Below are 23,734 nucleotides of genomic sequence, written 5' to 3'. Positions count from 1 at the left end.
TGTCTTATACAAGACCGGGGCAGGATCGGACCATCGGGAGGAACAGCGATGGCCGATCTGAAGGTCCGCATCTGGCGCGGCGATGCCGCGGGCGGCGCATTCGCCGAATACGCGGTGCCGGCGCGCGAGAACCAGACCATCCTCGACGTGGTGACGCAGATCCAGCGCGAGCAGCAGCCGGACCTGGCCTATCGCTTCGCCTGCCGGGTCGGCATGTGCGGCTCCTGCGCCATGGAGGTGAATGGCCGCGCGCGCTGGACCTGCCGGACGCATGTGAAGCGCGTGGCGAGCCCCGGCGAGACGCTGGAGATCCGGCCGCTGGCCAACCTGCCGGTGATCCGTGACCTGGCCACCGACATGGCGCCCTTCTTCGACAAATGGGCGCGCGCCGGCGGAAAATTCCAGCCGAAGGATGCGCCGGATGGCGCGGTGCCGGCGGAATTCGCCGTGGTGCCGCCCGCTTCGAAGAAGCGTCAGGCCGCCGATGCGGGCATCGAGTGCATCGGCTGCGGCGTCTGCTACGCCTCCTGCGACATCGTCGCCTGGAACCAGGATTATCTCGGCCCCGCCGCGATGAACCGCGCCTGGACGCTGGTGAATGATGTGCGCGATGGCGGCAACAAGGAGAGGCTCGACGCCGTCAGTGGTGATGCGGGCTGCCACTCCTGCCACTCCACGCAATCCTGCACCGAGCGCTGCCCGAAGAATCTCGACCCCTCCTCGGCCATTGCCGGGCTGAAGCGGACGATCTTCTGGGACAGCCTCCTGGGGCGGCGCTGATGCGCGCGGCCGGCACGCGGCTCTGGGCCATCCAGCGCATCACCGCGGCCTTCCTGGGCCTCGCCGTCATCGTGCATCTGGTGACGATCATGCTGGCGATCCGCGGCGGCTTGTCGGCGGCGGAGATCCTGGCGCGAACGAGGGGTGCGGAGATCTGGTTCGGCTTCTATGTGCTCTTCGCGCTCTGCGCCGGGCTGCATGGCGCGATCGGGCTGCGCAACATCGCGGGCGAGTGGCTGGGCTTGCGCGGGCGCGCGGTGGATGCGGTCTGGCTCGGCATCGGGCTGGTCACCGCCGGTTTCGGCATCCGCGCGGCCTGGGGCCTCTACCATGCCTGATCGCCGCCACCCCACCTATGTCGCCTTCGTGATCCATCGCGTCTCGGGCCTGCTGCTGGCCCTCTTCCTCCCGCTGCACTTCTGGGCGCTGGGCCAGGCCATCTCGGGCGAGGCGGCGCTGGAAGGCTTCCTGCGCTGGACCGACAATGCGCTGTTCAAATTCGCCGAATGGGGCCTCGTTGTCCTGCTGGCCGTGCATCTCGCGGGGGGCCTGCGCGTGATGGCGCTGGAATTCCTCGGCTGGCGGGCGCGGCAGAAGGACATGGTGGCGGCCTCGGCCGGGGTCGCCATCGCCGCCGCCATCCTGTTCCTGCTCAATGTGGGCTGACGCGCTTCTCATCTCGGCGGGCAGCCTGCTCGCCGCCTTCTGCGCCAGCATCGCGGGCTTCGCCTTCGTGCTGGTGGGGGCGGCCGTGCTGCTGCAATTCCTCGCTCCCGCACTTGTGGCGCCGGTGCTGGTGATGGGCAGCCTGATCGTGCAGGGCATCGGCACCTGGTCGGTGCGCGCGCATATCCCCTGGCCGCGCCTCTGGCTCTATGTCGGCACCGCGACGCTGGGCGTGCCCTTCGGCCTGGCAATCCTGGCGCTGGGGCCCGCGCGCGCCATCGTGGCCGGCGTGGGCGTGCTGCTGGTCGTCTATGCCAGCTACACGCTGGCGCGCATCGCGCTGCGCATGGCGCCCGCGCGGCGGGCGGCGACGCGGGCGAGCGACGCGGTGATCGGCTTCGCCTCGGGCATATTGGGCGGCATCGGCGGCTATGTCGGCGCGCTGGTGGGCATGTGGGCCGATATCCAGGGCATGCCGCCGCAGGACACGCGGGCGCTGATGCAGCCCTTCATCGCCATCATGCAGGCGCTGACCATCATCGGCCTCGCCTTCACCGGCTTCTTCACGCCCGAGGCGATCTTCCTGACCGCCACCGCCGTCCCTGCCCTGCTGCTCGGCACCTGGCTCGGCCTGCGCGCGGGCAAGCGGCTGCCCGCGCAGGGCTTCCGCCTGGTGCTGCTCGGCCTGCTGCTCGTCTCCGGAATTTCCCTTCTCATCTGAGGAACCGCCATGTCCGTCATCCCCCCTCCCGAGAAGCTGCGCGTGACCCCGGATGCGATCGAGGAGGCGGCCAAGCTCCTCTACATCCGCGCGCTGAAGATCCTGCCCGACGACATCAAGCAGGGCTTCTTCCGCCTGGATGCGAGCGAGACGGATGGGTTGGCGCGTTCGGTGCTGGCGACGATGATCGAGAACATCGCCGTCGCCGAGCGCACCGAAAACCTGCTCTGCCAGGATACGGGCATCCCGATCTTCAACGTGCAGATCGGCCGCGATGTGGAGTTGGATGGCTGGGCGCTGAAGCAGGCCATCGCGCGCGGCACCGAGCGTGCCACGCGCGAGCATCCGCTGCGCAGTTCCGTGGTGCACCCCATCACCCGGGTGAACGCGCATACCTCCTGCGGGGCGCATGTGCCGGTGATCAACATCGATTTCGTGGAGACGCCGCGCACGCTGCGCCTCGAGATGATCCCGAAGGGCAGCGGCTCGGAGAATGGTTCCTTCCTGCAGATGCTAATCCCGGCGGATGGGCTCTCGGGCGTGAAGCGCTTCGTGGTGGATGCGGCGATCAAGGCGGGCGGCAAGGTCTGCCCGCCGACCATCCTGGGCGTCGGCGTCGGCGGCACCAGCGATCTCTGCATGCATCTGGCGAAGGTGGCGGCGACGCGGCCGCTCGGCAGCGTCTGCGCCGATGCGGAGGGTGCCAAGCTGGAGGTGGAGCTGAGCGAGGCGGTGAACTCGCTCGGCATCGGGCCGCAGGGGTTGGGCGGGGACAGCACCGCCTTCGCCGTGCATGTGGAGATCGCCGCCACGCACATCACGATGAACCCGGTGGCCGTGAACGTGCAGTGCCACTCCGCCCGCCGCGCGAGTGCCACCTTCACGCCCGAGGGCGTGGTGATCGGCTTCTAGGGAGCACGCATCATGGCCCACCACACCCTCCACATGCCCTGCACCGAGGCCGATATCCGCAAGCTGCGCGCCGGCGATACGGTGACGCTGCAGGATACGCTCTTCGGCATCCGCGACGCCACGCAGATCCACATGTTCGACCGCGGGCGGCGCACGCGCTTCGACCTGAACGGCCATGCGGTGATCCACACCGCGCCCAATGTGCGGAAGGTGGACCCGTCCGGGACGAACCAGGCGGGCTATGAGGCCGTGTGCATCGGCACCACCACCTCCGACCGCATGGAGCGCTTCACCCGCCCGCTGATGGAGCGCGAGGGCGTGCGCATCATCATCGGCAAGGGCGGGCTGCGCGAGGAATCCGCGAAGGCCTTCCAGGAGCTGGGCGGCTGCTACCTCGCCGTCATCGGCGGGGCGGCGGCGCTGGAGACCACCTGGATCGCCGCCATCGAGGATGTGGACATGGATGACCTGAACCCCGAAAGCCTTTGGCGCTTCGCCATCAAGGATTTCGGGCCGCTCATCGTCGGCATGGACAGCCATGGCGGCAGCCTCTACCGCGACGTGCAGGCGAGCGTGGAAGCCAGGCGCGCAGCGGTTCTCGCCAAGCTGGGAGCGGGCTGATGGACAGGATCTCAACCGACATCCTCGTTCTCGGCTCCGGCGGCGCGGGCCTGCTGGCCGCGCTGCACGCGAAATCCGCGAACCCCGATCTGCGCGTGACCGTCGCGGTGAAGGGGCTGCTCGGCAAATCCGGCTGCACGCGCATGGTGCAGGGCGGCTACAATGTGGCGCTCGCCGCCGGCGACAGCGCCGAGCGGCACTTCATGGACACGCTCGATGGCGGGAAATGGCTGAATGACCAGGATCTCGCCTGGACGCTCGTCACCGTGGCCCAGCGCCGCATCCGCGAGCTGGAGAACCGCTGGGGTTGCTTCTTCGACCGCAACGCCGACGGCACCATCCACCAGAAGGCCTTCGCCGGGCAGACCTTCGACCGCACCGTCCACAAGGGCGACCTGACGGGCATCGAGATCATCAACCGCCTCGCCGAGCAGACCTGGGCGCGCGGCATTGAGCGGCTGGAGGAGCATCGCGCGCTGGCGCTGATCCCGACGCGGGACGGATCGCGGCTTTCCGGCGTGCTGCTGCTCGACATCCGCCAGGGGCGCTTCGTCTTCGTGCAGGCCAAGGCCGTGCTGCTGGGCACCGGCGGCGGGCCCACCATGTACAAGTACCACACGCCCTCGGGCGACAAATCCTGCGACGGGATGGCGATGGCGCTACGCGCGGGCCTCGCCTTGCGCGACATGGAGATGGTGCAGTTCCACCCGACGGGCGTTCTCGCCGGCCCCGGCACGCGGATGACGGGCACCATCATCGAGGAAGGGCTGCGTGGCGCCGGCGGCTATCTGCTGAATGGCGACGGCCAGCGCTTCATGCACAATTACGACCCGCGCGGCGAGCGCGCCACGCGCGACATCGTCTCCCGCTCCATGGAGCGCGAGATCCAGGCCGGCCGCGTGAATGCCGAGGGCGGGCTCTGGATCGAGATGGGGCATCTGGGCCCCGCCAATGTGGCGAAGCAGTTCAAGGGCATGGTGGAACGCTGCGCCGATATGGGCTTCGACCTGGCGGGCGGGCGCGTGCCGGTGGTGCCGACGGCGCATTACATGATGGGCGGCGTGGTCTTCCGCGCCGATGGCAGCACCGAACTGCCCGGCCTGTTCGCCGCGGGCGAGGATACGGGCGGCGTGCATGGCGCGAACCGCCTCGGCGGCAATGGTGTCGCCAATTCCACCGTCTTCGGCGGCATCGCGGGCGATGCCATGGCGGCATGGGTGCCGCGCGAGGGCGCGCTGGAGGCGCCGGATGAGGAGCGGCTGCACGCCGCGCAGGATGCGGCCCTCTTCCCCTTCGGGCGGCCCGTCCGCCCGCTCAACGCGCTGCGCGACGCGCTGGCCAACCTCATGTGGGACAAGGCCGGCATCCTGCGCGACGCGAAGGGGCTCGCCGAGGCCGCCTCCGGCCTCGATGCGATCGAGGCGGAACTGCGCGCCTCGGGTGTCGCGGATGGCGCGCGGGGCTTCAACATGTCCTGGGCGGATTGGCTGAACCTGGAGAGCCTGGTGCTCACCAGCCGCGCCATCGTCGCCGCCGCCGAGGCGCGCGCAGAGAGCCGGGGCGCCCATTGGCGCGAGGATTTCCCGCAGACGGACGAGGATGCGAAAGGCCTCAGCCACACCGTGGTGACGCTGGAGGAAGGCCGGGTGAAGCTCGACTGGCGCGAGGTCCGCTTCACCCGCCTCAAGCCGGGGCAAAGCCTGTTGGCGGCGGCCGCGGAGTAGCCGTTAACGCTTTTTCAAGCGATGGCGGCGCAATCTGCCGCCATGGTCCTGCGCCCCCCGCCCCCCTCGCCCGACGCGCTGCTCTTCGACGCCCTGGTGAACAGCCGGCCCAGCCTGCCCCGGCAGGAGGCGGATGAGCTGGCCGACCTGGTGCTGCGCCTGGCGGGCGCGGTGCGGGAGACGAGCGTGGCGCTGCGCGAAGCCTCTGCCTGCCTGGAGGGCCGGCGCGATCCCGAGCGCCTGCCCGAACTGCTCACCCGCGCCGAGGGCGCCTGCCGCGAGCAGGCGGATTGCACCACGGCGCTGATCCAGCATCTGGCGCCGAGGTTGGCCGCCGCCTGAGGCGCCTCAGGCGCTTTCACGCGCCTTGCCGGGCTTGTGGACCTTCACCGCGCTCTGCTCCGCCAGGATCTCGCCGATGCTCTGGCGCAGCAGGCGGATGTCGCGGATGCGGCCGAAGCTCGGGCGGTGGAACAGCGCCACATCCCGCATGTGCTGCCCACCGGCGATGCGGCGATAGGCCACCATGTCGTCCAGCAGCGCGCCCACCTGGATGGCTAGCTGCGGCATGAAGGAGACGCCCGACCCGGCGGCGATCATCTGGCGCAGCGTCTCCAGGCTCGCCGCCTGCAGCTCGGGCGAGCCCTCGCGCAGGCGGGAGGGGCAGAGTTCGAGGGCCTGGTCGCGCAGGCAATGGCCCTCGGAGAGCAGGATGAGTTCCGGCACCGGGATGTCCTGCGGGTTCACCGCCTCCACCTGGGCCAGCGCGTGGTCGCGCGGGACGGCCAGCGCCAGTTCCTCGCGGAAGAGGGGCAGTTCCACCAATTCGCTGTCGCCGATCGGGCTGGTGGCCAGCAGCGCGTCCAGCTCGCCCTCCTCCAGCTGGCGGACCAGGGTGCGGGTGTGCCCCTCGGTCAGCAGCAGCTTCAACTCGGGGTAGCGGGCGCGCAGCGGCTTGAGCAGGAAGGGCACGAGATAGGGGCCGAGGGTGGAGATGACGCCCAGGCGCAGCGTGCCGGTCAACGGCTCGGCGCCGATGCGCACCACTTCGAACAGGCGCCGCGCCTCGCTGATGATGCGCTTGGCCTGGGCCACCACCTCCTCGCCGCGCCGCGTCACCAGCACGCCGCGCGGGCTGCGCTCGAAGATCTCGACGCCCAGGAACTCCTCCAGCTTGCGAAGCTGGCCCGAGAGGGTGGGCTGGCTGACGCCGCAGGATTGCGCGGCGCGCCCGAAATGCAGGTGCTCGGCCACGGCCGTGATGTATTCCAGGTCCCGCAGGCTCAGTCCGGCAAGGTTCATGCGATTCCCCATGCTCCAAGGCTCGGCGCGCAGCATTCGCCAGCGGGGGGCCGGCTGCAAGCACTGCTTGACGCATGCGCACGTGCCTGGAGGAGGCATGCGGCGCCACCCACCCGCCGACAGGACCCCCCCATGAGCGCCTTGCCGAGCTTTTCCGAGGCGCTGCGCGTCTGGGCGCGCATCGGCCTCCTCTCCTTCGGCGGGCCGGCGGCGCAGATCGCGATGATGCAGCGCGAGGTGGTGGACCAGCGCCATTGGGTCAGCGACCGGCGATTCCTGCACGCGCTGAACTTCTGCATGCTGCTGCCGGGGCCGGAGGCCATGCAGCTCGCCACCTATCTCGGCTGGCTGATGCATGGGGTGAAGGGCGGCATCGCGGCCGGGCTGCTCTTCGTGCTGCCGGGTGCGGCGGTGATGCTGGCGCTCTCCTTCCTCTACGCGATCCTGGGCGGCGTGCCGCTGGTGGACGGCCTCTTCTTCGGGCTGAAATGCGCGGTGCTGGTGCTGGTGGTGGAGGCGCTGCTGAAGGTGGCGAAGCGCGCGCTGAAGGGCGCCCTGCCCTGGGCGCTGGCGGTCGCGGCCTTCGTCGCGCTTTTCGTGGCGGGCCTGCCCTTCCCCGTCGTCGTGCTGGCGGCCGCGGCGCTGGGCTATGCCCTGCCCCAGGCCTTCGCGGCGGGCGCCCATGGCAAGCCGCGCGAGGGGGCGCCGGCCGCGCTGGATGCGGCGCTGGCGGCCGATCCGGGCCGCATCGCCGCCATGGCGCCGCTGGCGCGCCGGGCGGGGCTGGTGGCCCTCGCCCTCTGGCTCTGGCCCGTGGCGCTGCTCATGCCGATCGGCGGCGTCTTCGCCGATGTCGGCTGGTTCTTCTCGAAGATGGCGGTGGTCACCTTCGGCGGCGCCTATGCGGTGCTGGCCTATGTGGCGCAGGAGGCGGTGGAGCATTACGGCTGGCTCACGGCGCCCGAGATGCTGGCCGGGCTCGGCCTCGCCGAGACGACGCCCGGGCCGCTCATCCTCGTGCTGCAATTCGTGGGATTTCTCGCGGGCTGGCGGGATTCGGGCGCGCTGGGGGCTCTGGCGGGCGCGGGCCTCACGCTCTGGGTGACCTTCCTGCCCTGCTTCGCCTGGATCTTCCTGGGCGCCCCCTACATCGAGAAGCTGCATGACGTGCCGCGCCTCAAGGGCGCGCTGGCGGGCGTCACCGCCGCCGTGGTGGGCGTCATCGCCAACCTCGCGCTGTGGTTCGCGCTGCGCGTGCTCTTCGCGCGGATGGAGGGCATCCTGCCCGACCCGTGGAGCCTGCATCCGGCGGCTCTGGCCCTCTCCGTGCTGGCCGCGTTCTGCCTGTTCCGGCTGAAGCTCGGCGTGCTCGGCGTGCTGGGGGTGACGGCGGGTGCGGGGCTCCTGCTGCGCCTCACCGGCCTCGGCTGAGGGCCAGCGCGAAGACACGCAGGCGGCTGGCGAGCGGCTGGCCGGTCTCGGTGCGGGCCGCGTCCTGCTCGGCCACCAGCGCCGCCAGCGTCGCCTCGCGCCGCAGGGCCTCCTCCTCCAGCACGGCCCAGAACTCCGGCTCGAGCGCGATGGAGGTGGCGTGGCCCGCGAGGCGCAGGCTGCGCTTGACGAGGTGGCGCATGGTCAGCCGGAAGGGCGGAGCATCGCCTCGGGCCGCACCCAGGCGTCGAAGTCTTCCGCCGCGACACCCTGGCGGAGCGCGGCGTCGCGCAGCGTCAGATCCTCGTGCAGCGCGAGCTTGGCGATGGCGACCGCGCGGTCATAGCCCAGATGCGGGTTCAGGGCGGTCGCCAGCATCAGCGATTTCGCCAGGTTCTCGGCCAGCCGCGGCAGATTGGGGGCAAGCTTCTCCACCATGTTGCGCGCGAAGCTTTCCGACGCATCGGCCAGCAGCAGCGCCGATTGCAGCACGGCCTGGATGATGACGGGCTTGTAGGTGTTCAGCTCCAGGTGCCCCTGGCTCGCGCCGATCGTGACCGTCACCTGATTGCCCATGACCTGGGCCGAGACCATGGCCAGCGCCTCGCTCTGCGTCGGATTGGTCTTGCCCGGCATGATGCTGCTGGAGAGGCCGTCCTCCGGCAGGATGAGTTCGGCGAGGCCCGCGCGCGGGCCGCTGCCCAAGAGCCGCACGTCATTCGCGATCTTCATGAGCGAGGCGGCGATGGTGTTCATCGCACCATGCAGTTCGAGCAGCGCGTCATGCGCCGCCATGCCCTCGGACTTGTCGGGGTTGGGCGTGAAGGGCAGGCCGATGCGCGTGCCCACCACCTCGCAGAAGACGCTGTCGAAATCCGGATGGGTGTTGAGGCCGGTGCCGGCGGCGGTGCCGCCCTGGGGCAGTTGCAGCAGGCGCGGCATGCAGAGCTCGAGCCGCGCGACACCGTTCATCACCTGCCGCGCATAGGTGGCGAACTCGCCGCCGAGCGTGACCGGCACCGCATCCATCAGATGCGTGCGGCCGATCTTGAGGATGCCCTCCCATTCCTCGGCGCGGGCCTTGAGCGCGCTCGCCAGCGCTTCCAGCGCCGGCTTCAGGCGGAACTGCACCGCCTGCGCGGCCGCGAGGTGCATCACCGTCGGGAAACTGTCGTTGGAGGACTGGCCGAGATTCACATGGTCGTTCGGATGCACGGGCTCGCGCGCGCCGAGCGGGTGGCCGAGGAGCTGGTTCGCGCGGTTCGCGATCACCTCGTTCGCGTTCATGTTGGTCTGCGTGCCGGAGCCCGTCTGCCAGATGGTCAGCGGGAAATCCTCGTCCCGGTTGCCCTGGATGATCTCGTTCGCCGCCTGGCGGATCGGATCGGCCAGATGCGCCGGCAATTCGCCGAGGCGCGCATTGGCCTCGGCCGCCGCCCATTTCTGCTGGCCCATGGCACGGATGAGCAGCGGCGGGAAACGCTCGGTCCCGATGGCGAAAAGCGCGCGCGCGCGCTCGGTCTGCGGGCCCCAAAGGCGGTCGGCCGGGATCTCGATGCTGCCGAGGCTGTCGGTTTCGGTGCGGGTCATGTGGTCTCCTTGAGGGGCGCCGCCCCTCAAACTCCCCGCCAGGGAACTCGTTCCCTGGACCCTCAATCGCTGTAAGTCGAAATCTCGATCAGGTTCTGGTCGGGGTCGCGGCAATAGACGGAGGTGATGGGGCCGAGCGCGCCGTCCTTCGGCACCGGCCCCTGTTCGATCGAGACACCGCAGCGGTGCAGATGCTCCACCACCTGCGGCGCGCTGACGGTCACGATGAAGCACAGATCCTGCCCGCCGGGGGCCGTGGCGACGCCGGACCACCATTCGGCCTGCGTCGCCTCCACGGGCCGCAGGTTGATCTTCTGCCCGCCGAAGCGCAGCGAGGTGCGGCGATGCGGCCCGAATTCCGCGCGCTCCATGCCGAGGACGCGCTGGTACCAGGCAGCGCTGATCTCGACATCCTTCACGGTGATGACGAGGTGATCCAGGCGGTCCACGGAAAAGCGCATGGGCTCAGGCCTTCTTCTGGCGGCGGGCGGTCACTTCGATCTCGATGCGCATGGCATCCGTCTGCAGCCCGGCATGGATGAGCGTGGAGGTGGGGCGCGCCTTCCCGAGATACTTCTTGATCACGGGCCAGCAGGGCGCCCAATCCTCACGGCGGGGGACGATGAACATGACGCGCACCACGTCATCCAGCGTGGCGTCGGCCTTGGCGAGGGCTTCGGCGATGTTGCGGAAGGTCTGGTCGCATTGCGCGGCCACGTCGTCCGCGATGGTCATGGTCGTGTAGTCGTAGCCGGTGGTGCCCGACACCCAGATGTCGTCGCCATCCACGACAGCGCGGGAATAGCCGATTTCCTCCTCGAAGCGGGAGCCGGAGGAGAGGCGGATGCGGGTCATGGCCGGTGTCCTGAGAGGATGAGTTGCCCCGAGGGAGAGAGCGCGCCGGGCGAATGGAGCCAGATGATCTCGGCGATGAAGAGATCGGCCTCGCCATCGGCCAGCCGCACGCGCAGGCGATGGCCGATGCTGGGGATGCCGTCCAGCTCCACCATCTCGGTCGCGAGGGGGCCGAGGCCGTCCTCGCGCAGCGCGAGGAGGAAGCGGTAGCCGTTCACGCGCAGCGCTCCGGGCGGAATTTGCGTTCGGTGCTGGCGGGGTGCTTCGCCAGCATCGCCGCCGGGCGGATGGGGCGCGGGACGAGGTTGCCCTGGCAGTTCGGGCATTTCATGCCGAGCTTGTCCCGCGCGCAGTCATCACACCAGGTGCATTCGTAGGAGCAGATGAGCGCGTGCGGGCTGTCCGGCGGCAGGTCGCGATCGCAGCATTCGCAATTGGGCCGAAGGATCAACATTACTCAATCTCGTCGCTGGTTTTTTCAATGGACACGTCGATCATGCAGTCATAGCCAGCAATTTCCGGCTGCAAGGTCCAAGTCACTCTCTTAACCTCCAACAGGACATCAAATCCGAACTTCTTGAGCTCAGGAAAATGAACGAGGTCACCCTTCGCCGGGGCTCTCTTGAGATCGAAAACCTCACCCCAAAAGGCAGCCCCAATCCTTTGATCACGCAGGGTGTCGATAAGATTGGCAGAAACCTTGAAGGTCCCCATCATTCCAGGCCCTCGTAGAAGTCGTTGCCCTTGTCATCAACCACGATGAAGGCGGGGAAATCCTCCACCTCGATCTTCCACACCGCCTCCATGCCGAGTTCCGGATATTCCAGCACCTCGACCTTCTTGATGCAGTCCTGCGCGAGGCGCGCGGCCGGGCCGCCGACGGAACCCAGGTAGAAGCCGCCATAGGTCTTGCAGGCGTGCAAAACGGCCTTGGAGCGGTTGCCCTTGGCGAGCATGACGAGGCTGCCGCCGGCCTTCTGGAAGGCCTCCACATAGCTGTCCATGCGGCCGGCCGTCGTCGGGCCGAAGCTGCCGGTGGGCATGCCCTCGGGCGTCTTGGCGGGGCCGGCGTAGTAGATCGGGTGGTCCTTCAGGTATTGCGGCAGGCCAAGGCCCGCATCCAGCCGCTCCTGCAGCTTCGCATGCGCGATGTCGCGGCCCACCACGATGGTGCCGGTGAGCGAGACGCGGGTCTTCACCGGATATTTCGTCAGCGTCGCGCGGATCGCATCCATCGGCTGGTTGAGGTCGATCTTCACCACCTCGCCGCCCAGGATGTCCTCCGTGTGCTCCGGCAGGTAATGCGCGGGGTCGGTCTCGAGCTGTTCGAGGAAGATCCCCTCCGGCGTGATCTTCGCCTTGATCTGGCGGTCGGCGCTGCAAGAGACGCCGATGCCGATGGGCAGCGAGGCGCCGTGCCGCGCCATGCGGATCACGCGCACATCATGGCAGAAATACTTGCCGCCGAACTGCGCGCCGATGCCGAGCGACTGCGTGAGCTTGTGGATCTCGGCCTCCAGCTCATGGTCACGGATGGCGTGGCCCGACTTGTCGCCCTTCCCCGGCAGCCCATCCAGCCACTTGGTGCTGCCGAGCTTCACCGCCTTCAGGTTCAGCTCCGCACTCGTGCCGCCGATGACGACCGAGAGGTGATAGGGCGGGCAGGCGGAGGTGCCGAGCGTCTTCACCTTCTCCTCGATGAAGGCGAGCAGCTTCTGCTTGTTCAGCACCGCGCGCGTCTGCTGGTACAGGAAGGTCTTGTTGGCCGAGCCGCCGCCCTTGAGGATGAACATCAGGTGGAACTCGTCGGCGTGGTGCTCGCCGGGCGAGGCCATGATGGAGAATTCCACCGGCAGGTTGTTGCCGCTGTTCACCTCCTCATACATCGAGATCGGCGCCATCATCGAATAGCGCAGATTGGTCTCGGTGTAGGTGCGCGCCACGCCGTAGGAGAGCGCCTCCTCCTCGTCGCCCTCGACCCAGACGCGCTGGCCCTTCTTGCCGAAGACGATGGCGGTACCGGTGTCCTGGCACATGGGCAGCACGCCGCCGGCCGCGATGTTCGCGTTCTTCAGCAGGTCGAGCGCCACGAAGCGGTCATTCGCGCTCGCCTCGGGGTCCTTCAGGATATTGGCGAGCTGCTGCAGGTGGGCCGGGCGCAGCAGGTGCGAGACGTCATGGCAGGCGACGCGGGCGAGTTCCACCAGCGCCTCCGGCTTCACCTTCAGGACTTTCTTGCCCTCCACCTCGATGGTGGTCACACCCGCGATGTCGAGCTTGCGGTAGGTGGTCTGGTCCTCGGCCAGCGGGAACATCGTGCTGAAGGCGAAGCCCGGCGGGCGGGCGGGGGTGGCGTGATCAGCATCAAGCGGCATGGCGGCCTCGGCGATTGTTGGTTGCCCCATGGATAGCGCGGGCGCGCGCCCGCGTCATCCTGCCCGCTGGGCCGCTACTCCCGCTTGCGGCGGAAGGCGTCGAGGCTCACCACCTGCGGCGTCTCGGAGGCGGCGGGCGGGAGCGGCATGGGCTCGGGCTCCGGCGCGGCTTCGGGCAGGCCCGCCACATCGGTCTCGTCCGGCTCGAAGCGCAGGCCGAAATTGGCGTGCGGGTCCTGGAAGGCGGTCAGCGCGCCGAAGGGCACGGAAAGCACGGAGGGCACACCGGAGAAGGAAAGCCCCACCGAGAAACGCTCGGCCGCGCGGTCCACCATCAGATCCCAGAAGCGGTGCTGCAGGACGATCGTCATCTCATGCGGGTAGCGGGACTTGAGATGGTCGGGAATCTTCGTGCCGGGGTGGTCGGTGCGGAAGGAGATGTAGAAGTGGTGCTCGCCGGGCAGGCCCTCGCGGGCCGCGTGTTCCAGCGCGTCCACCGCCACGCCGCGCAATGCGCGGGCGGCCCAGCTCTCATAGGGGATTTGGCTCTCGGGGGTGCTCATCGTTGCTCTGTGGCGGGTGCTGTGTCGGGGGCCAACATATGGGGATGCGATGCTTTGGGGAAGAAAGCCCGGCGCCTCACCCCTGCCCCTTCGCCCGGAGCGCCCGCCAGACCTGTCGCAGCCCCTCCGCCTGCTGGGCGAACCAGCCGCCCGAGACATAGGCCCGGGGCGCGCCCGGATCGCCGGTGCGCGGGTAGGCGGCGCGGTTGAAATCGGCCGTGCCGAAGATCCAGTCCCAGACGGGGAGCAGCACGCCGTAATTCTTCCCCGCCTGGCCCACGCTGAGGACGCCGTGATGCAGCCGGTGGAAGCGCGGGCTGACCAGCAGCCGCTCGCCCACCCGCCCGAAATCGAGGCGGACATTGGCGTGACTGAGGCTTTCGGCGAGGCGCAGGACCAGCAGGATGATCGGGAATTGCCCGGGCGGGACGCCGATCAGCACCGCGATCACGCCGAACCAGGCGGCGGCGATCACGTCATCCAGCACGTGGTTGCGGTCATCCGTCCAGAAGGTCATCTGCGTCTGGGCGTGATGGATGGAATGCAGCGCCCACCACCAGCCGAACTGGTGCTGGAAGCGGTGGCGCCAGTATTCGGCGAAATCCAGGATGACGATGTAGCAGGCCAGCGCCACCAGCGGCCATTCGCGCAGCCAGGGCAGGAAGGTCTCGAGCGTCGGCGGCACGAAGCCGGAATCCGCGATCCAGCCCTCGATGCGGGCCGAGGCGGCGAAGAAGAGGATGAAGCCCAGCATGGGCAGGATGCCGAGGCGCGTGAGCAGCGTGTAGGTCACGTCGGTCCAGACGCGGCGCCGGCTGTCCCAGTGCTCGACGGGGCGCCAGCGCTCCAGCGGCAGGCAGACGGCGGCCACCACCATCACCTGGATCACGCCGAAGACGAAGAAGTCCATCCAGTGGAAGGCCTCGTCGGCCCAGTCCATCAGGCCGAGTTCGTACATCAGCGGCTGGAGCAGCGCCTCGAAGAGCCAGCCGGTGAAGCGTTCATAGGCGTCGGCGATCATCGGGCGATGCCTTCAGCTGGCAGGGGGGCGAAGCAGAAGCCGCGCTCGATCAGGCCGGTGAGGAGCTGGTCGAAGACGAGGCCGAAGGGCTCGCGGCGGGAGCGCACGCCCCAATGCATCACCAGCACCTCGCCCGGGCGGATGCGGCTGAGGTTCTGGCGCAGCAGGGCCGCATTGGGATGCGCGTCGGAGGCGAGTTCGTCACCCAGGAAGCCATTCGCCGTCCAGCCCTGGTGGGTGAGGCCGCAGGCGGCGGCCATGCGCACCGCGCCGGGCGTCACGATGCCGCCCGGTGCGCGCCAGAGCGGGAGCACGGTCGCGTCCGGCACCATGGCGCGCAGCGCCTCGATGGGGCGCGCCAGTTCGGCGCAAAGCCCGGCCTGGTCCAGCACCTCCTGCCCCTCATTCCGGCGGGAGGCATAGGTGACGCGGCCTGGCGCCGGGTCGCCGCGGAAATACCAGTGGCGCCAGGTGTGACTGGCGAAGACATGGCCCTCGGCCGCGCGGGCGCGCCAGAAGGGCGCCCAGGAGGGGTCGAGGTTGCGATCGCCGCGATGCGTCGGCTCATTGGCGATGAAGAGGGTCGCGCGTACGCCGTGGCGGGCCATGCTGGCCGCGATCATCTCCGCCTCGCGCGACCAGCCGGTGTCGATGGTGAGGTAGAGCGTGCCGGCGCAGCCACGCGCGATCGGCGGGCGCGCCAGCTGCGCGGCGGCGGGCGTGGCGCCCAGCCCCAGGGCGCCGATGGTGACGGCCCGGCGGGTGAGCATGATCAGCGAAGCGAGGGGCGGGCCGGATAGCTGGCCGGGTGGCCCGCATTGACGCGCACCGTCATGTCAGCCTGCGGCAGCGCGGCGGGGGCGGCCACGGGCGCGGCACGGGTGATGGTGCCGCCGCCCACCACGGGCTGCGGCATGGGGCGCGGGCCGCTGACGGCGCCGGGTGTGGCGAAGGCGAAATCGGCGCCGAGACCGGGGCGGCGTGGCATCACGAAGATGCCATGCGGGCTGCGCCCCACGCGGATCTGCGCCTGCTCGCCCGTCGCGGGGTCGAGCATGAGGACGCGGCCGATCCAGCGCAGGGTGGCGAAGATCCGGCCGTCTGAATCGAAGGCGATGCAGTCGGGTCCGCCCGGCACCTCGAAGACGCGCCGCACCTCGAGCGTCGCCGCATCCACCTCGGCGATGCGGCTGTCCACGCGGGAGGTGGCGTAGAGGAAGCGCCCATCGGGCGAGGGAAAGACGTTGTGCGCGCCGCGGCCCACCGTGAAGGCCGTCCGCACCTCGCGCGTCTCGGGGTCGAGCGAGACGAAGTCGGTGCGGCCCATCAGGCCGATGAGCAGCCGGCCGCGATGCCAGATGATGCCGGCGGGTTCGGGCCCCACATCCTGGATCCAGAGGGTGCTGCGGGTGGCCATGTCCACGGCCGCCACCTGCCCCGTGCCCTGCAGCGTGACGTAGACGAAGCGGCTGTCCGGGCTGAAGGCCACGTGGCTCGGCTTGTCCGGCTGGCGGAAGCGGTGGATCAGCGAGAGGGTCGCCGCGTCATAGATGTCGATCTGGTCCCGCCGGAGCGAGGCGATGACGAGATAACGCCCATCCGGGCTGTATTCGAGGTGGTAGGGGTTGCTGATGCGCTCGCGCCGGCGGATCTCGCCGGTCGTGGGGTCGATGAAGAAGAGCTCGTTCCCGCCACTGTCGCCCACCACCAACTCGCGCCCATCGGGCGTCACGACCAGGTGATGCCCCTCGCGCAGCAGCGGAATGCGCCGCGTTTCGGTGCGCGTGGTGGCGTCCAGCACCGAGATCGAGGCATCGGCGGAGTTGATGACGTAGACCGTGTCGGCGCGCGCGGACACGGGGGCGCTGAGCGTGGCGGTCAGAAGGAGCAGCAGTGCGGCGCGCCACATGGCAGCGGGGCTTTCGAGTGCGCGGCTTTCGAGCGGGGGTCTTTCAAGCCTCAGGTTACACGCGCATTTAGCCCCGGAAATCTGAAGAATTCAAGACGATAGGGCCGGATGGCAAGAATTACCTCGGCTTGAAATGCAGCGAAACACCATTCATGCAGTAGCGCAGCCCGGTGGGCTCCGGCCCGTCCGGGAAGACATGGCCGAGGTGGCCGCCACAGGCGGCGCAATGCACCTCGGTGCGGCGCATGAAGAAGCTGTTATCCTCGCTCTCGCCGACATTCCCCGCGATGGGGCTGGTGAAGGAGGGCCAGCCCGTGCCGCTTTCGAACTTCGTCTCGGCGTCGAAGAGCGGCGTGTCGCAGCCCGCGCAATGGAAAACCCCGGGCCGCTTCTCGTGGTTGAGGGGCGAGGTGCCGGCGCGCTCCGTGCCGTGCTCGCGCAGCACCTTGTAGGCGGCGGGCGAGAGCATGGCGCGCCACTCCGCCTCGCTCCGCTGGATCGGGAAGTCCTGCGTGCTCGTCTTCTTGCCGAAGAACATGGCTCAGGGCCCCATGCCAGCGACGGGGGCACGGCTGAGGCGCGCGGCGAAGCTCTTGCGGAACTTGCTCACCTTCGGCGCGATCACCGCGCGGCAATAGCCGGACCACGGGTTGAGCGCGAAGTAGTTCTGGTGCTCGGGCTCGGCCGCGTAGAAGGTGCCGGCGGGCACGAGTTCCGTGACCAGCGGCGCGCCCCAGATGCCGGCGGCCGTCACCTCGGCCATCACGGCCTGCGCCACGGCCTTCTGCTCGGGCGTCTCGGCCAGGATGATGGAGCGGTATTGCGGGCCGACATCGGCGCCCTGGCGGTCCTTCGTGGTCGGGTCGTGCAGGGTGAAGAACATCCGCAGCAGGTCGGCATAGGTGACGATGGCCGGGTCGAAGCCGATCCGCACCACCTCGGCATGGCCGGTCTTCTTGGCGCAGACCTGCTCATAGGTCGGGTTGACCGTGTGGCCGCCGGCATAGCCGGAGACGACCTCATGCACACCCGCCACATCCCGGTAGGCGGCGTCGAGGCACCAGAAGCAGCCCCCGCCCAAGGTCGCATATTCCCTGGTCGCGTATTCCATGATCCGCACCTCCCTGTTCCGCGCCCACACATAGGGTGGACATCCCGGTTGCAGAAGATGCGGGATGTTGCGGGGGTTCGCCGGATGGGGCCGTAAGGTGACCTGGACCGTGCTGCGTTCACATGCGTTCACTTCGCGCGGTCCAGCTTTTTGCTGAGAGGATGGTTCAGCGTTTCGGCGATTCCGCCTCAACGCATCATGCTCTAGCCTTGCCGCTGCCGCGCCGCGAGGGAGGAGACCTCCTCGCGCAGGAAGCGGCCCGAGGCGTCCAGCTCGCCGGCCAGGCCGCGCAATTCGCGCGCGGCGGCATCCGTCTCCGCCACCTCGCCGCTCAGCGCGTGGGCGCCGCCGGTGACGACATCCGTCGCGGCCGCCGCATGCGCGACGCCGCGGGCGATCTCGCGCGTCGCGTCGCCCTGCTGGGACATGCCATCGGCGATGGCGGCCGAGATCACGTGCAGCTCCTGGATGGTCTGGCCGATGCCGGCGATGGCCTGCGCCGCGCCCTCCGTCGTCGCCTGGATGGCGCCGATCTGGCTCGCGATCTCCTCCGTCGCGCGGCCGGTCTGCAAGGCGAGACTCTTCACCTCGCCGGCGACGACGGCGAAGCCCTTGCCGGCCTCGCCCGCGCGCGCCGCCTCGATCGTGGCGTTGAGCGCGAGCAGGTTGGTCTGCGCCGCGATGGTCTCGATCAGGCGCACCACCTCGCCGATGCGCTGGGCGGCGGTGGAGAGGCCGCGCACCGTCACATCCGTCTCCTGCGCCTGGGCCAGCGCGCGGTCGGCGACGCCGGAGGCCTCGGTCACCTGGCGGGTGATCTCGGCGATGGAGCCGGCGAGTTCCTCGGCGGCGGCGGCCACCGCCTGCACATTGGCGGTCGCCTCCTCCGAACCATGGCCGAGGCGCTTCGCCTCGCCCGTCGCGCGCTCGGCGAGGTCGCTGAGGCGGCTCGCGGCCTGGAGGGTGAGCGAGGCGCGCTCGGTCAGCTTGGCCGAGGCCTCGGCCAGCGCGGCCTCGAGCGCCGCGGCATTGGCATGCGCCGCCTCGCGCCGGGCGAGTTCCAGGCGGCCGCGCTCGGCCTCCGCCTCCTCGCGCGCGGTCAGCGTCTCGATGCGGGCGAGGCGCATCGCCTCGATGGCGCGCGCCATGTCGCCCAGCTCGTCGCGGCGGGCGAGATGCGGCACGGCGGCGTTGAGCTCGCCCGCCGTGATGCGGCCCACGCTGGCGCCGAGATCGCCCATCGGGCGCAGCATGCGGCGGATCATCCAGCCGCCGGCCAGGCCCATCACCAGCAGCGCGACAAGGCCCGCCAGCAGCCCGTCCCGCGTCATCGCGGCCTCGACCGCGGCCAGCGCGGCCAGCGACTGGCCGGCGAAGAGCAGGCCGATCTGCCGCCCCGAGGCGTCGCGGATGGGCTGGTAGATGGTGAGGTGGTTGGTGCCGAGGATCACATTCTCGCCGCGATAGGTCCGCCCCTGGGTGATGGCGGCGGCATGGGCCGGGCCGGGTGCCAGGCGCGTTCCCGTCGCGCGCGTGCCGTCCGGCCGCACCACGCTGGTGGCGACGCGCTCATCCCCCTTGAAGATGGTGGCGACCCCGCCGCCCGCGCGCGAGACCATGTCCACGATCGCATTCGCGCCTTCCAGCACGAGATCGCCGCGGACGAGCTGCCCGCCCTCGTTCAGGCGCCAGGGCGCGCCGCCGGAAAGCTGCGCGGTGACCGCCTCCAGCAGCTGGAGGTCACGCTCCAGCCGCTGCTCCAGCCGCGCTGTCTCGGTCGCGTGGAAGCGTTGGAAGGACCAGAGCTGCAGGCCGAGCACGGCCAGCGCGATGGCAAGGAGCCCCACGGCCGCGATGCGGGTGGCAAGGCTGAGCGCGGCGAGGCGCGGGAGGACGTTTTTCATGCGCCGACATTCACGGGCAGGGATTACCGGCCCGTGAACGCCGCCGATGAAATTCAGGCGGGGACCGCCGCCTCCTCGCGCATCGCCATCCAGGCGGCGTCCAGCCCCTGGCCGAAGCGGCGGCACATCAGCGCGATCTCGGCCTCGGTCATGATGAGCGGCGGCGTGAAGGCGATGCGGTCGCCGATGGCGCGGACCACGAGGCCCGCCTCATGGCATTTCTGCTGCACCAGCACGCCGACCTTGCGCGCGGGGTCGAAGGGCGTGCGCGTCGTCTTGTCGGCCATGAGCTCGACGCCGGCGATGAGGCCGACGCCGCGCACATCGCCCACCAGCGGATGGCCGCGGAAGGCGGCAAGGCCGCCCAGGAAGGCGGGCGAGACGCGCTGCACATGGCCCACCATGTCCCGCTCGGCATAGATGGCGAGCGTCTCGAGGCCGACCGCGCAGGCGACGGGATGGCCGCCATAGGTGAAGCCATGGCCGAAGCTGCCGTGCTTCTTCGAACCCTGGATCAGCGCCTCCTGGATCGGCGCGGAAATCAGCGTGGCCGAGAGCGGCTGGTAGGCGGCGGTGAGCTGCTTCGCGCAGGTCAGGATGTCGGGCGTGATGCCATAGGTCTGGCAGCCCCACATGTGGCCGGTGCGGCCGAAGCCGCAGATCACCTCATCCGCCACGAAGAGGATGTCGTGCTTCTTCAGGATGGGCTGGATGGCCTGGAAATAGCCCTCGGGCGGCGTGATGGCGCCGCCGCCGCCCTGCACCGGCTCGGCGAAGAAGGCGGCGATGTTCTCAGGCCCCTCGCGCTCGATCAGGGCTTCGAGTTCCGCCGCCATCCTTGCCGAGAATTGCAGCTCCGTCTCGCCCGGCTCATGGGCGCGGTAGTAGTTCGGGTTGCTGATGTGCAGGAAGCGGTCGCCATAGGGCAGGTCGAAATCGGCCTGCATGTGCGGCTGGCCGGAGAGCGAGGCGGTGGCGACGGTGTTGCCGTGATAGCCGCGGATGCGGCCGATGAGCTTCTTCTTCGACGGCTTGCCGCGCTGGTTGTTGTAGTACCAGATCAGCTTGATCGCGGCGTCGTTCGCCTCCGAGCCCGAGCACTGGAACAGCACATGGGTGAGGTTGCCGGGCGCCATCTCGATGAGCTTCTCGGCCAGGCGCACCGCGGGCTCATGCCCCTTCTGGAAGAAGGTGTGGTAATAGGGCAGCGCCAGCAATTGCTTGTACGCCGCATCCGCCAGCCGCTTCTCCGAGAAGCCGAGCGAGGCGCACCAGAGCCCGGCCATGGCCTCGATGTATTCCCGCCCCTCCGTGTCGAAGACATGCACGCCCTCGCCGCGCGCCATGAGCACGGCACCGTGCTCGTGATGATCGGCGAGGTCGGTCTGCTGGTGGATGAAGTGCGCGATGTCGGCGGCGTGCAGGGAATTCGGGCGCATCATGGCTCTCCTCGAGGCAGGGGGTGAGCTTACCCGGTTCGGGCGCGAGGGAAATGGCCATCGGGCGGCCGGGTTTCCTTGTATTCCGGAAAACCTGAGTCTGAGGCATGATAGTTGCACGGACAAAAACCGCAGCAGGACGCGGGCGCCGCCCGGTCCCGCCGCTCCGCGCGCAGACAGGATGTCTCGACATGGCTCTACCCACCCGGCCGCCCGATGGCGGCAAGCGAGGCCCGAACTGGGGCAGCATCATCGCCTATGGCATCATGATCGTGCTCGGCCTGCTGGCCCTGGCGCCGCTGCTCTCGGCCTTGCGGTAGGTCTCAGCCGGGGGCGGGAACCCAGCCGCCCGCCTCCTCGCGCAGGCGCGGCGTCTCGCAGACGCTGACCACCGGGATGTCGGCCGGCCATTCCGCCGCCCAGGCGCGGGTCTGGATCATCGCGACGCAGAGCCCCACCGGGCGCAGCCCCGCCGCCTGCAGGAGGGCGAGACCGGCGCGGGCGGAGGAGCCGGAGGAGACCACGTCATCCACCAGCAGCACACGCCGCCCCTCGAGGCGGGGCAGCATGCGCGGATCGAGCCAGAGGCGGCGCTCCGCGGTGGTGGTGATGGAGCGCATGGGCACGGAGAGCCGCTCCTCATACCAGAGCTTGCGCGAATAGCCGGCGGCGACCCAGTTGGCATGGCCGAGCCGCTCGGCGAGCAGCGGGGCGAAGACATGGCCGAGGGTGGGCAGGCCCAGGACCATCTCGGCGCGCAGCGGGGCCGCGGCTTCGGCCATCCAGCGCACCAGCGCATGCACCACGGGAAAGCTCGCCTGGGTGGCGATGAGGCCGGCCACGCCGATGGGGCGGATGGGCAGGTGGAGCACGCTGCCATCGGGCATGCGCGCGGGGTAGCGCGTGGCGAAGGGCGGGCCGGGATCGGGCACGGCGTCGAAATGCTGCCAGGGGTCGGTCACGCGGGAACTCGTCCCACACGCGGGGCGGCGCGTCAAAGAACACGCGGGGCGGCGCGTCCAAGGAGCACGCGGGGCGGCGCGTCAGAAGCGATACCGCAGCCGTGCCGTGCCCGCGACCTGCGTCACATTGCCCGAGAACTCGCTCTCCACCCGCGCGCCGAGCGTCAGCCCGGCCGCGATGGGCATCTCCAGCCCCCCCGCGAGCAGCGCCGCATTGGCATCCGGCCTGCGCGCCCCGCACCGTGAAGCCCGCATTGGGCAGCGAGGCGAAGCCCACCGCCATCGAGGCGTCGCGCGTCATGTAATGGGCCCAGGACGCCCGCAGATAACCCTGCACCGGCACCGAACCCAGCTGCGCCACACCCTCCAGCTGCGCGCCCAATTCGCCGCGCAGCGAGGTCTGGCTCTGCCCGCCCACCGTCACGCCATGGGTCGTGCCGGTCACGGTGCTGCTCTCCGTGTAGCCCTGGTTGTTCACCTGCTGCCATTGCAGCGCCGCGATCGGCAGCGCGCGGAAGCCGCCGCCCAAGGCCAGGCCATCCTGCCGCGCCTCGGCGCGCAGCGAATAGACCTGGGCGCCCAGGCCCGCCCGCTGCTGGTCGCTGTTCAGGAAGTAGAGCGTGCGCTTGGTGTCCACATCCATGAAGGTGAAGGCGCCGGCACCCGAAACCGTGAAGCTGCCGAAGCGCGTCGTGCCATAGGCGCCGATCTGGCCGAAATTGGCAGTGCCGCTCCCCTGCCCGCTCGCGAGCGAGGTGCCGCTCTCGCCCACCGCGATGGCCACGCCCGCGATGCTCCGCGCGCCGATCAGATGGTCGAAGCCCAGCGCGAAGCCCGCCATGCGCGCCGTGCGGGCGGCCGAGCCATCCGCCGCATCGCCGCTCGTGCGGTTGTAGCCGCCGGTCGCCGTGCCCCAGACGGCGTGGCGCTTGGCGTTGGGCGCGCTGCCATCGCCATCCCCGCCGGGGCGCAACCGCCCGCCCATCATGCTCTCGCGACCATAGCCGAGCGGATCGAGGAGGGTCGCCAGGAACTGCTCGCCCGCGGCGAAGCCCATCGCCCCCGTGCCGGTCGCGATCTCCCCCGAGAGCTGGTTCACCGCCAGGCCGATCGTGCTGGCCGGCTGGTTGTACACGTTGAAGAAGGGCGAGAGATTGCCGCCCGCCCGGTTCGCCGCATCCAGCGCGCCCGCGGCCGAGCGCTGGTTGAAGCTGGTGAGGGTCGAGATGGCCGCCGTGGTGAGCGGGGCCGGCGTCAGCCCCAGCAGCACCTGGGTCGGCGTGACGCTCACATTCGCCTCGACGCCCGCGCCGAAGCTGCCGCTCGTGCTCACCTGGGCGAACTGGCCGCTCACGCTGCCGGCCTGGAGCAGGATGTAGGGCGTGTTGAAATTGTAGGACCCGCCCAGCGGCAGCAGCCGCAGCGTGCCGCCGAGCGCGGCATGGCCCGTGACCTGGATGCGATCCGCGAGGCCGCCCTGCACCTCGATCGCGGTGGTGGAGCCGGCCTCCAGGGTCAGCCCCGCGATGGTGATCGTGCCGATGGAATTGCCGGGGGCCAGCGTCGCGCCATTCGCCACGGTGACGCCCGGCAGGGTGCCGCTGCCGCCCAGCGTGCCGCCATTGACGATGACATTCGCCCCGTCCACCGCGCCATTTACCAACATCCCGCCGCCATTGAGCGTGACGCTGGGCAGGCCGCGCAGCACCCCGTTCACGATGAGCTGCCCGCCATCAATCACGATCCCGGCCCCACCCTCGATCGCGCCGTTCACGATCAGCGTGGCGCCCCGGATCAGCGTCTGGCCGCCGATCCGCGAGGTGCCGTCGAGGGTGGTGGTGCCGCCGA

Annotated in this window: 28 protein-coding genes; 10 read left to right on the top strand and 18 right to left on the bottom strand. The window is 69.8% G+C overall.

Annotated elements, in window-relative coordinates:
- Window positions 1-48: 48 nt before the first annotated feature.
- The 8 genes from ACQ860_RS00870 to ACQ860_RS00835 are packed head-to-tail and all read left to right on the top strand — an operon-like array spanning window position 49 to window position 5,766.
- On the top strand, window positions 49-780 hold the full coding sequence (locus ACQ860_RS00870; RefSeq protein WP_431301519.1) for a succinate dehydrogenase/fumarate reductase iron-sulfur subunit: 732 nt from the start codon (window positions 49-51) through the stop codon (window positions 778-780).
- A complete protein-coding gene (locus ACQ860_RS00865; RefSeq protein WP_431301518.1) occupies window positions 780-1,118 on the top strand; it encodes a succinate dehydrogenase in 339 nt (112 codons plus the stop codon). The genes ACQ860_RS00870 and ACQ860_RS00865 overlap by 1 nt, the downstream gene beginning before the upstream one ends.
- Window positions 1,111-1,446, top strand: coding sequence for a succinate dehydrogenase, cytochrome b556 subunit (gene sdhC / locus ACQ860_RS00860; RefSeq protein ID WP_431301517.1), 336 nt, complete (start codon window positions 1,111-1,113; stop codon window positions 1,444-1,446). The genes ACQ860_RS00865 and sdhC overlap by 8 nt, the downstream gene beginning before the upstream one ends.
- Complete coding sequence (locus ACQ860_RS00855) at window positions 1,436-2,167, top strand: sulfite exporter TauE/SafE family protein (RefSeq protein WP_431301516.1); 732 nt, start codon at window positions 1,436-1,438, stop codon at window positions 2,165-2,167. Before sdhC ends, ACQ860_RS00855 begins: the two co-directional genes overlap by 11 nt.
- Before the next feature lie 9 nt (window positions 2,168-2,176).
- Window positions 2,177-3,079 carry a fumarate hydratase gene (locus ACQ860_RS00850; protein WP_431301515.1) on the top strand — a complete coding sequence of 301 codons (903 nt, stop codon included), beginning with the start codon at window positions 2,177-2,179 and terminating at the stop codon, window positions 3,077-3,079.
- A 12-nt stretch (window positions 3,080-3,091) separates the two neighbouring features.
- The gene (locus ACQ860_RS00845; protein WP_431301514.1) at window positions 3,092-3,700 is read left to right on the top strand and encodes a fumarate hydratase C-terminal domain-containing protein; all 609 of its coding nucleotides are present in this window, start codon (window positions 3,092-3,094) and stop codon (window positions 3,698-3,700) included.
- A complete protein-coding gene (locus ACQ860_RS00840) occupies window positions 3,700-5,424 on the top strand; it encodes an L-aspartate oxidase (RefSeq protein ID WP_431301513.1) in 1,725 nt (574 codons plus the stop codon). The genes ACQ860_RS00845 and ACQ860_RS00840 overlap by 1 nt, the downstream gene beginning before the upstream one ends.
- A 42-nt stretch (window positions 5,425-5,466) precedes the next feature.
- Window positions 5,467-5,766, top strand: a complete 300-nt coding sequence (locus tag ACQ860_RS00835; protein WP_431301512.1) for a hypothetical protein — start codon at window positions 5,467-5,469, stop codon at window positions 5,764-5,766.
- A 6-nt stretch (window positions 5,767-5,772) separates the two neighbouring features.
- Here the strand turns inward: ACQ860_RS00835 and ACQ860_RS00830 are convergent, their stop codons facing one another.
- Window positions 5,773-6,726 carry a LysR substrate-binding domain-containing protein gene (locus ACQ860_RS00830; protein ID WP_431301511.1) on the bottom strand — a complete coding sequence of 318 codons (954 nt, stop codon included), beginning with the start codon at window positions 6,724-6,726 and terminating at the stop codon, window positions 5,773-5,775.
- 132 nt (window positions 6,727-6,858) lie between these two features.
- Here ACQ860_RS00830 and chrA point away from each other — a divergent pair, with 132 nt between their 5' ends.
- Complete coding sequence (gene chrA, locus ACQ860_RS00825; protein ID WP_431301510.1) at window positions 6,859-8,157, top strand: chromate efflux transporter; 1,299 nt, start codon at window positions 6,859-6,861, stop codon at window positions 8,155-8,157.
- Here chrA and ACQ860_RS00820 read toward each other — a convergent pair.
- The 16 genes from ACQ860_RS00820 to ACQ860_RS00745 all read right to left on the bottom strand — a co-directional run bounded on the left by ACQ860_RS00820 (window position 8,141) and on the right by ACQ860_RS00745 (window position 20,924).
- Window positions 8,141-8,359 (bottom strand): ribbon-helix-helix domain-containing protein, encoded by a 219-nt coding sequence (locus tag ACQ860_RS00820; RefSeq protein WP_431301509.1) that lies wholly within the window; start codon window positions 8,357-8,359, stop codon window positions 8,141-8,143. The two genes, chrA and ACQ860_RS00820, sit on opposite strands and share 17 nt — an antisense overlap.
- 2 nt (window positions 8,360-8,361) lie before the next feature.
- Window positions 8,362-9,747, bottom strand: coding sequence for a class II fumarate hydratase (locus ACQ860_RS00815; protein WP_431301508.1), 1,386 nt, complete (start codon window positions 9,745-9,747; stop codon window positions 8,362-8,364).
- A 62-nt stretch (window positions 9,748-9,809) separates the two neighbouring features.
- On the bottom strand, window positions 9,810-10,208 hold the full coding sequence (locus ACQ860_RS00810; protein ID WP_431301507.1) for a VOC family protein: 399 nt from the start codon (window positions 10,206-10,208) through the stop codon (window positions 9,810-9,812).
- 4 nt (window positions 10,209-10,212) lie between these two features.
- Window positions 10,213-10,602: a RidA family protein gene (locus ACQ860_RS00805; protein WP_431301506.1), complete on the bottom strand. Its 390-nt coding sequence runs from the start codon at window positions 10,600-10,602 to the stop codon at window positions 10,213-10,215.
- Entirely contained in the window at window positions 10,599-10,820 is a 222-nt protein-coding gene (locus ACQ860_RS00800; protein ID WP_431301505.1) for a hypothetical protein, read from the bottom strand. Before ACQ860_RS00800 ends, ACQ860_RS00805 begins: the two co-directional genes overlap by 4 nt.
- Window positions 10,817-11,056: a DUF1272 domain-containing protein gene (locus ACQ860_RS00795; RefSeq protein WP_431301504.1), complete on the bottom strand. Its 240-nt coding sequence runs from the start codon at window positions 11,054-11,056 to the stop codon at window positions 10,817-10,819. The genes ACQ860_RS00800 and ACQ860_RS00795 overlap by 4 nt, the downstream gene beginning before the upstream one ends.
- Window positions 11,056-11,319, bottom strand: coding sequence for a hypothetical protein (locus tag ACQ860_RS00790; protein ID WP_431301503.1), 264 nt, complete (start codon window positions 11,317-11,319; stop codon window positions 11,056-11,058). The genes ACQ860_RS00795 and ACQ860_RS00790 overlap by 1 nt, the downstream gene beginning before the upstream one ends.
- A complete protein-coding gene (locus ACQ860_RS00785) occupies window positions 11,316-12,977 on the bottom strand; it encodes a fumarate hydratase (RefSeq protein ID WP_431301502.1) in 1,662 nt (553 codons plus the stop codon). The genes ACQ860_RS00790 and ACQ860_RS00785 overlap by 4 nt, the downstream gene beginning before the upstream one ends.
- A gap of 74 nt (window positions 12,978-13,051) precedes the next feature.
- Entirely contained in the window at window positions 13,052-13,540 is a 489-nt protein-coding gene (locus tag ACQ860_RS00780) for an SspB family protein (RefSeq protein WP_431301501.1), read from the bottom strand.
- Window positions 13,541-13,616: 76 nt separating this feature from the next.
- Window positions 13,617-14,561: a sterol desaturase family protein gene (locus ACQ860_RS00775; protein WP_431301500.1), complete on the bottom strand. Its 945-nt coding sequence runs from the start codon at window positions 14,559-14,561 to the stop codon at window positions 13,617-13,619.
- Complete coding sequence (locus tag ACQ860_RS00770; protein WP_431301499.1) at window positions 14,558-15,331, bottom strand: polysaccharide deacetylase family protein; 774 nt, start codon at window positions 15,329-15,331, stop codon at window positions 14,558-14,560. The genes ACQ860_RS00775 and ACQ860_RS00770 overlap by 4 nt, the downstream gene beginning before the upstream one ends.
- Before the next feature lie 2 nt (window positions 15,332-15,333).
- Window positions 15,334-16,470, bottom strand: coding sequence for a YncE family protein (locus ACQ860_RS00765; RefSeq protein ID WP_431301498.1), 1,137 nt, complete (start codon window positions 16,468-16,470; stop codon window positions 15,334-15,336).
- Window positions 16,471-16,588: 118 nt separating this feature from the next.
- Window positions 16,589-17,008, bottom strand: a complete 420-nt coding sequence (gene msrB / locus ACQ860_RS00760; protein ID WP_431301497.1) for a peptide-methionine (R)-S-oxide reductase MsrB — start codon at window positions 17,006-17,008, stop codon at window positions 16,589-16,591.
- Window positions 17,009-17,011: 3 nt separating this feature from the next.
- Window positions 17,012-17,581, bottom strand: coding sequence for a peptide-methionine (S)-S-oxide reductase MsrA (msrA, locus tag ACQ860_RS00755; protein ID WP_431301496.1), 570 nt, complete (start codon window positions 17,579-17,581; stop codon window positions 17,012-17,014).
- A gap of 203 nt (window positions 17,582-17,784) precedes the next feature.
- Window positions 17,785-19,485 carry a methyl-accepting chemotaxis protein gene (locus ACQ860_RS00750; protein WP_431301495.1) on the bottom strand — a complete coding sequence of 567 codons (1,701 nt, stop codon included), beginning with the start codon at window positions 19,483-19,485 and terminating at the stop codon, window positions 17,785-17,787.
- Window positions 19,486-19,538: 53 nt separating this feature from the next.
- Window positions 19,539-20,924, bottom strand: coding sequence for an aminotransferase (locus tag ACQ860_RS00745; protein WP_431301494.1), 1,386 nt, complete (start codon window positions 20,922-20,924; stop codon window positions 19,539-19,541).
- Between the two features lie 191 nt (window positions 20,925-21,115).
- Here ACQ860_RS00745 and ACQ860_RS00740 point away from each other — a divergent pair, with 191 nt between their 5' ends.
- Complete coding sequence (locus ACQ860_RS00740; protein ID WP_431301493.1) at window positions 21,116-21,244, top strand: hypothetical protein; 129 nt, start codon at window positions 21,116-21,118, stop codon at window positions 21,242-21,244.
- Between the two features lie 3 nt (window positions 21,245-21,247).
- On the opposite strand, the gene ACQ860_RS00735 is transcribed toward ACQ860_RS00740, so the two are convergent.
- Window positions 21,248-21,811: a phosphoribosyltransferase gene (locus tag ACQ860_RS00735; RefSeq protein WP_431301492.1), complete on the bottom strand. Its 564-nt coding sequence runs from the start codon at window positions 21,809-21,811 to the stop codon at window positions 21,248-21,250.
- Between the last annotated feature and the right edge of the window lie 1,923 nt (window positions 21,812-23,734).

This window comes from Sediminicoccus sp. BL-A-41-H5, assembly GCF_050632405.1.
In the GTDB taxonomy this organism is placed as follows: Bacteria; Pseudomonadota; Alphaproteobacteria; order Acetobacterales; family Acetobacteraceae; genus Roseococcus.
This window is presented reverse-complemented; position numbering and strand designations above follow the sequence as displayed.

What these genes read in the sequence shown, in the direction of transcription:
- ACQ860_RS00845 (WP_431301514.1), top strand. Translation starts at nt 3,092, where the DNA reads ATGGCCCACCACACCCTCCACATGCCCTGCACCGAGGCCGATATCCGC.
- ACQ860_RS00770 (WP_431301499.1), bottom strand. Translation starts at nt 15,331, where the DNA reads ATGCTCACCCGCCGGGCCGTCACCATCGGCGCCCTGGGGCTGGGCGCC.
- ACQ860_RS00780 (WP_431301501.1), bottom strand. Translation starts at nt 13,540, where the DNA reads ATGAGCACCCCCGAGAGCCAAATCCCCTATGAGAGCTGGGCCGCCCGC.
- ACQ860_RS00865 (WP_431301518.1), top strand. Translation starts at nt 780, where the DNA reads ATGCGCGCGGCCGGCACGCGGCTCTGGGCCATCCAGCGCATCACCGCG.
- chrA (WP_431301510.1), top strand. Translation starts at nt 6,859, where the DNA reads ATGAGCGCCTTGCCGAGCTTTTCCGAGGCGCTGCGCGTCTGGGCGCGC.
- ACQ860_RS00835 (WP_431301512.1), top strand. Translation starts at nt 5,467, where the DNA reads ATGGTCCTGCGCCCCCCGCCCCCCTCGCCCGACGCGCTGCTCTTCGAC.
- ACQ860_RS00830 (WP_431301511.1), bottom strand. Translation starts at nt 6,726, where the DNA reads ATGAACCTTGCCGGACTGAGCCTGCGGGACCTGGAATACATCACGGCC.
- ACQ860_RS00870 (WP_431301519.1), top strand. Translation starts at nt 49, where the DNA reads ATGGCCGATCTGAAGGTCCGCATCTGGCGCGGCGATGCCGCGGGCGGC.
- ACQ860_RS00810 (WP_431301507.1), bottom strand. Translation starts at nt 10,208, where the DNA reads ATGCGCTTTTCCGTGGACCGCCTGGATCACCTCGTCATCACCGTGAAG.
- ACQ860_RS00850 (WP_431301515.1), top strand. Translation starts at nt 2,177, where the DNA reads ATGTCCGTCATCCCCCCTCCCGAGAAGCTGCGCGTGACCCCGGATGCG.
- ACQ860_RS00795 (WP_431301504.1), bottom strand. Translation starts at nt 11,056, where the DNA reads ATGTTGATCCTTCGGCCCAATTGCGAATGCTGCGATCGCGACCTGCCG.
- ACQ860_RS00790 (WP_431301503.1), bottom strand. Translation starts at nt 11,319, where the DNA reads ATGATGGGGACCTTCAAGGTTTCTGCCAATCTTATCGACACCCTGCGT.
- ACQ860_RS00775 (WP_431301500.1), bottom strand. Translation starts at nt 14,561, where the DNA reads ATGATCGCCGACGCCTATGAACGCTTCACCGGCTGGCTCTTCGAGGCG.
- ACQ860_RS00805 (WP_431301506.1), bottom strand. Translation starts at nt 10,602, where the DNA reads ATGACCCGCATCCGCCTCTCCTCCGGCTCCCGCTTCGAGGAGGAAATC.
- ACQ860_RS00735 (WP_431301492.1), bottom strand. Translation starts at nt 21,811, where the DNA reads ATGCCCGATGGCAGCGTGCTCCACCTGCCCATCCGCCCCATCGGCGTG.
- ACQ860_RS00765 (WP_431301498.1), bottom strand. Translation starts at nt 16,470, where the DNA reads ATGTGGCGCGCCGCACTGCTGCTCCTTCTGACCGCCACGCTCAGCGCC.
- msrA (WP_431301496.1), bottom strand. Translation starts at nt 17,581, where the DNA reads ATGGAATACGCGACCAGGGAATATGCGACCTTGGGCGGGGGCTGCTTC.
- ACQ860_RS00815 (WP_431301508.1), bottom strand. Translation starts at nt 9,747, where the DNA reads ATGACCCGCACCGAAACCGACAGCCTCGGCAGCATCGAGATCCCGGCC.
- ACQ860_RS00785 (WP_431301502.1), bottom strand. Translation starts at nt 12,977, where the DNA reads ATGCCGCTTGATGCTGATCACGCCACCCCCGCCCGCCCGCCGGGCTTC.
- ACQ860_RS00740 (WP_431301493.1), top strand. Translation starts at nt 21,116, where the DNA reads ATGGCTCTACCCACCCGGCCGCCCGATGGCGGCAAGCGAGGCCCGAAC.
- sdhC (WP_431301517.1), top strand. Translation starts at nt 1,111, where the DNA reads ATGCCTGATCGCCGCCACCCCACCTATGTCGCCTTCGTGATCCATCGC.
- ACQ860_RS00745 (WP_431301494.1), bottom strand. Translation starts at nt 20,924, where the DNA reads ATGCGCCCGAATTCCCTGCACGCCGCCGACATCGCGCACTTCATCCAC.
- ACQ860_RS00750 (WP_431301495.1), bottom strand. Translation starts at nt 19,485, where the DNA reads ATGAAAAACGTCCTCCCGCGCCTCGCCGCGCTCAGCCTTGCCACCCGC.
- msrB (WP_431301497.1), bottom strand. Translation starts at nt 17,008, where the DNA reads ATGTTCTTCGGCAAGAAGACGAGCACGCAGGACTTCCCGATCCAGCGG.
- ACQ860_RS00855 (WP_431301516.1), top strand. Translation starts at nt 1,436, where the DNA reads ATGTGGGCTGACGCGCTTCTCATCTCGGCGGGCAGCCTGCTCGCCGCC.
- ACQ860_RS00820 (WP_431301509.1), bottom strand. Translation starts at nt 8,359, where the DNA reads ATGCGCCACCTCGTCAAGCGCAGCCTGCGCCTCGCGGGCCACGCCACC.
- ACQ860_RS00840 (WP_431301513.1), top strand. Translation starts at nt 3,700, where the DNA reads ATGGACAGGATCTCAACCGACATCCTCGTTCTCGGCTCCGGCGGCGCG.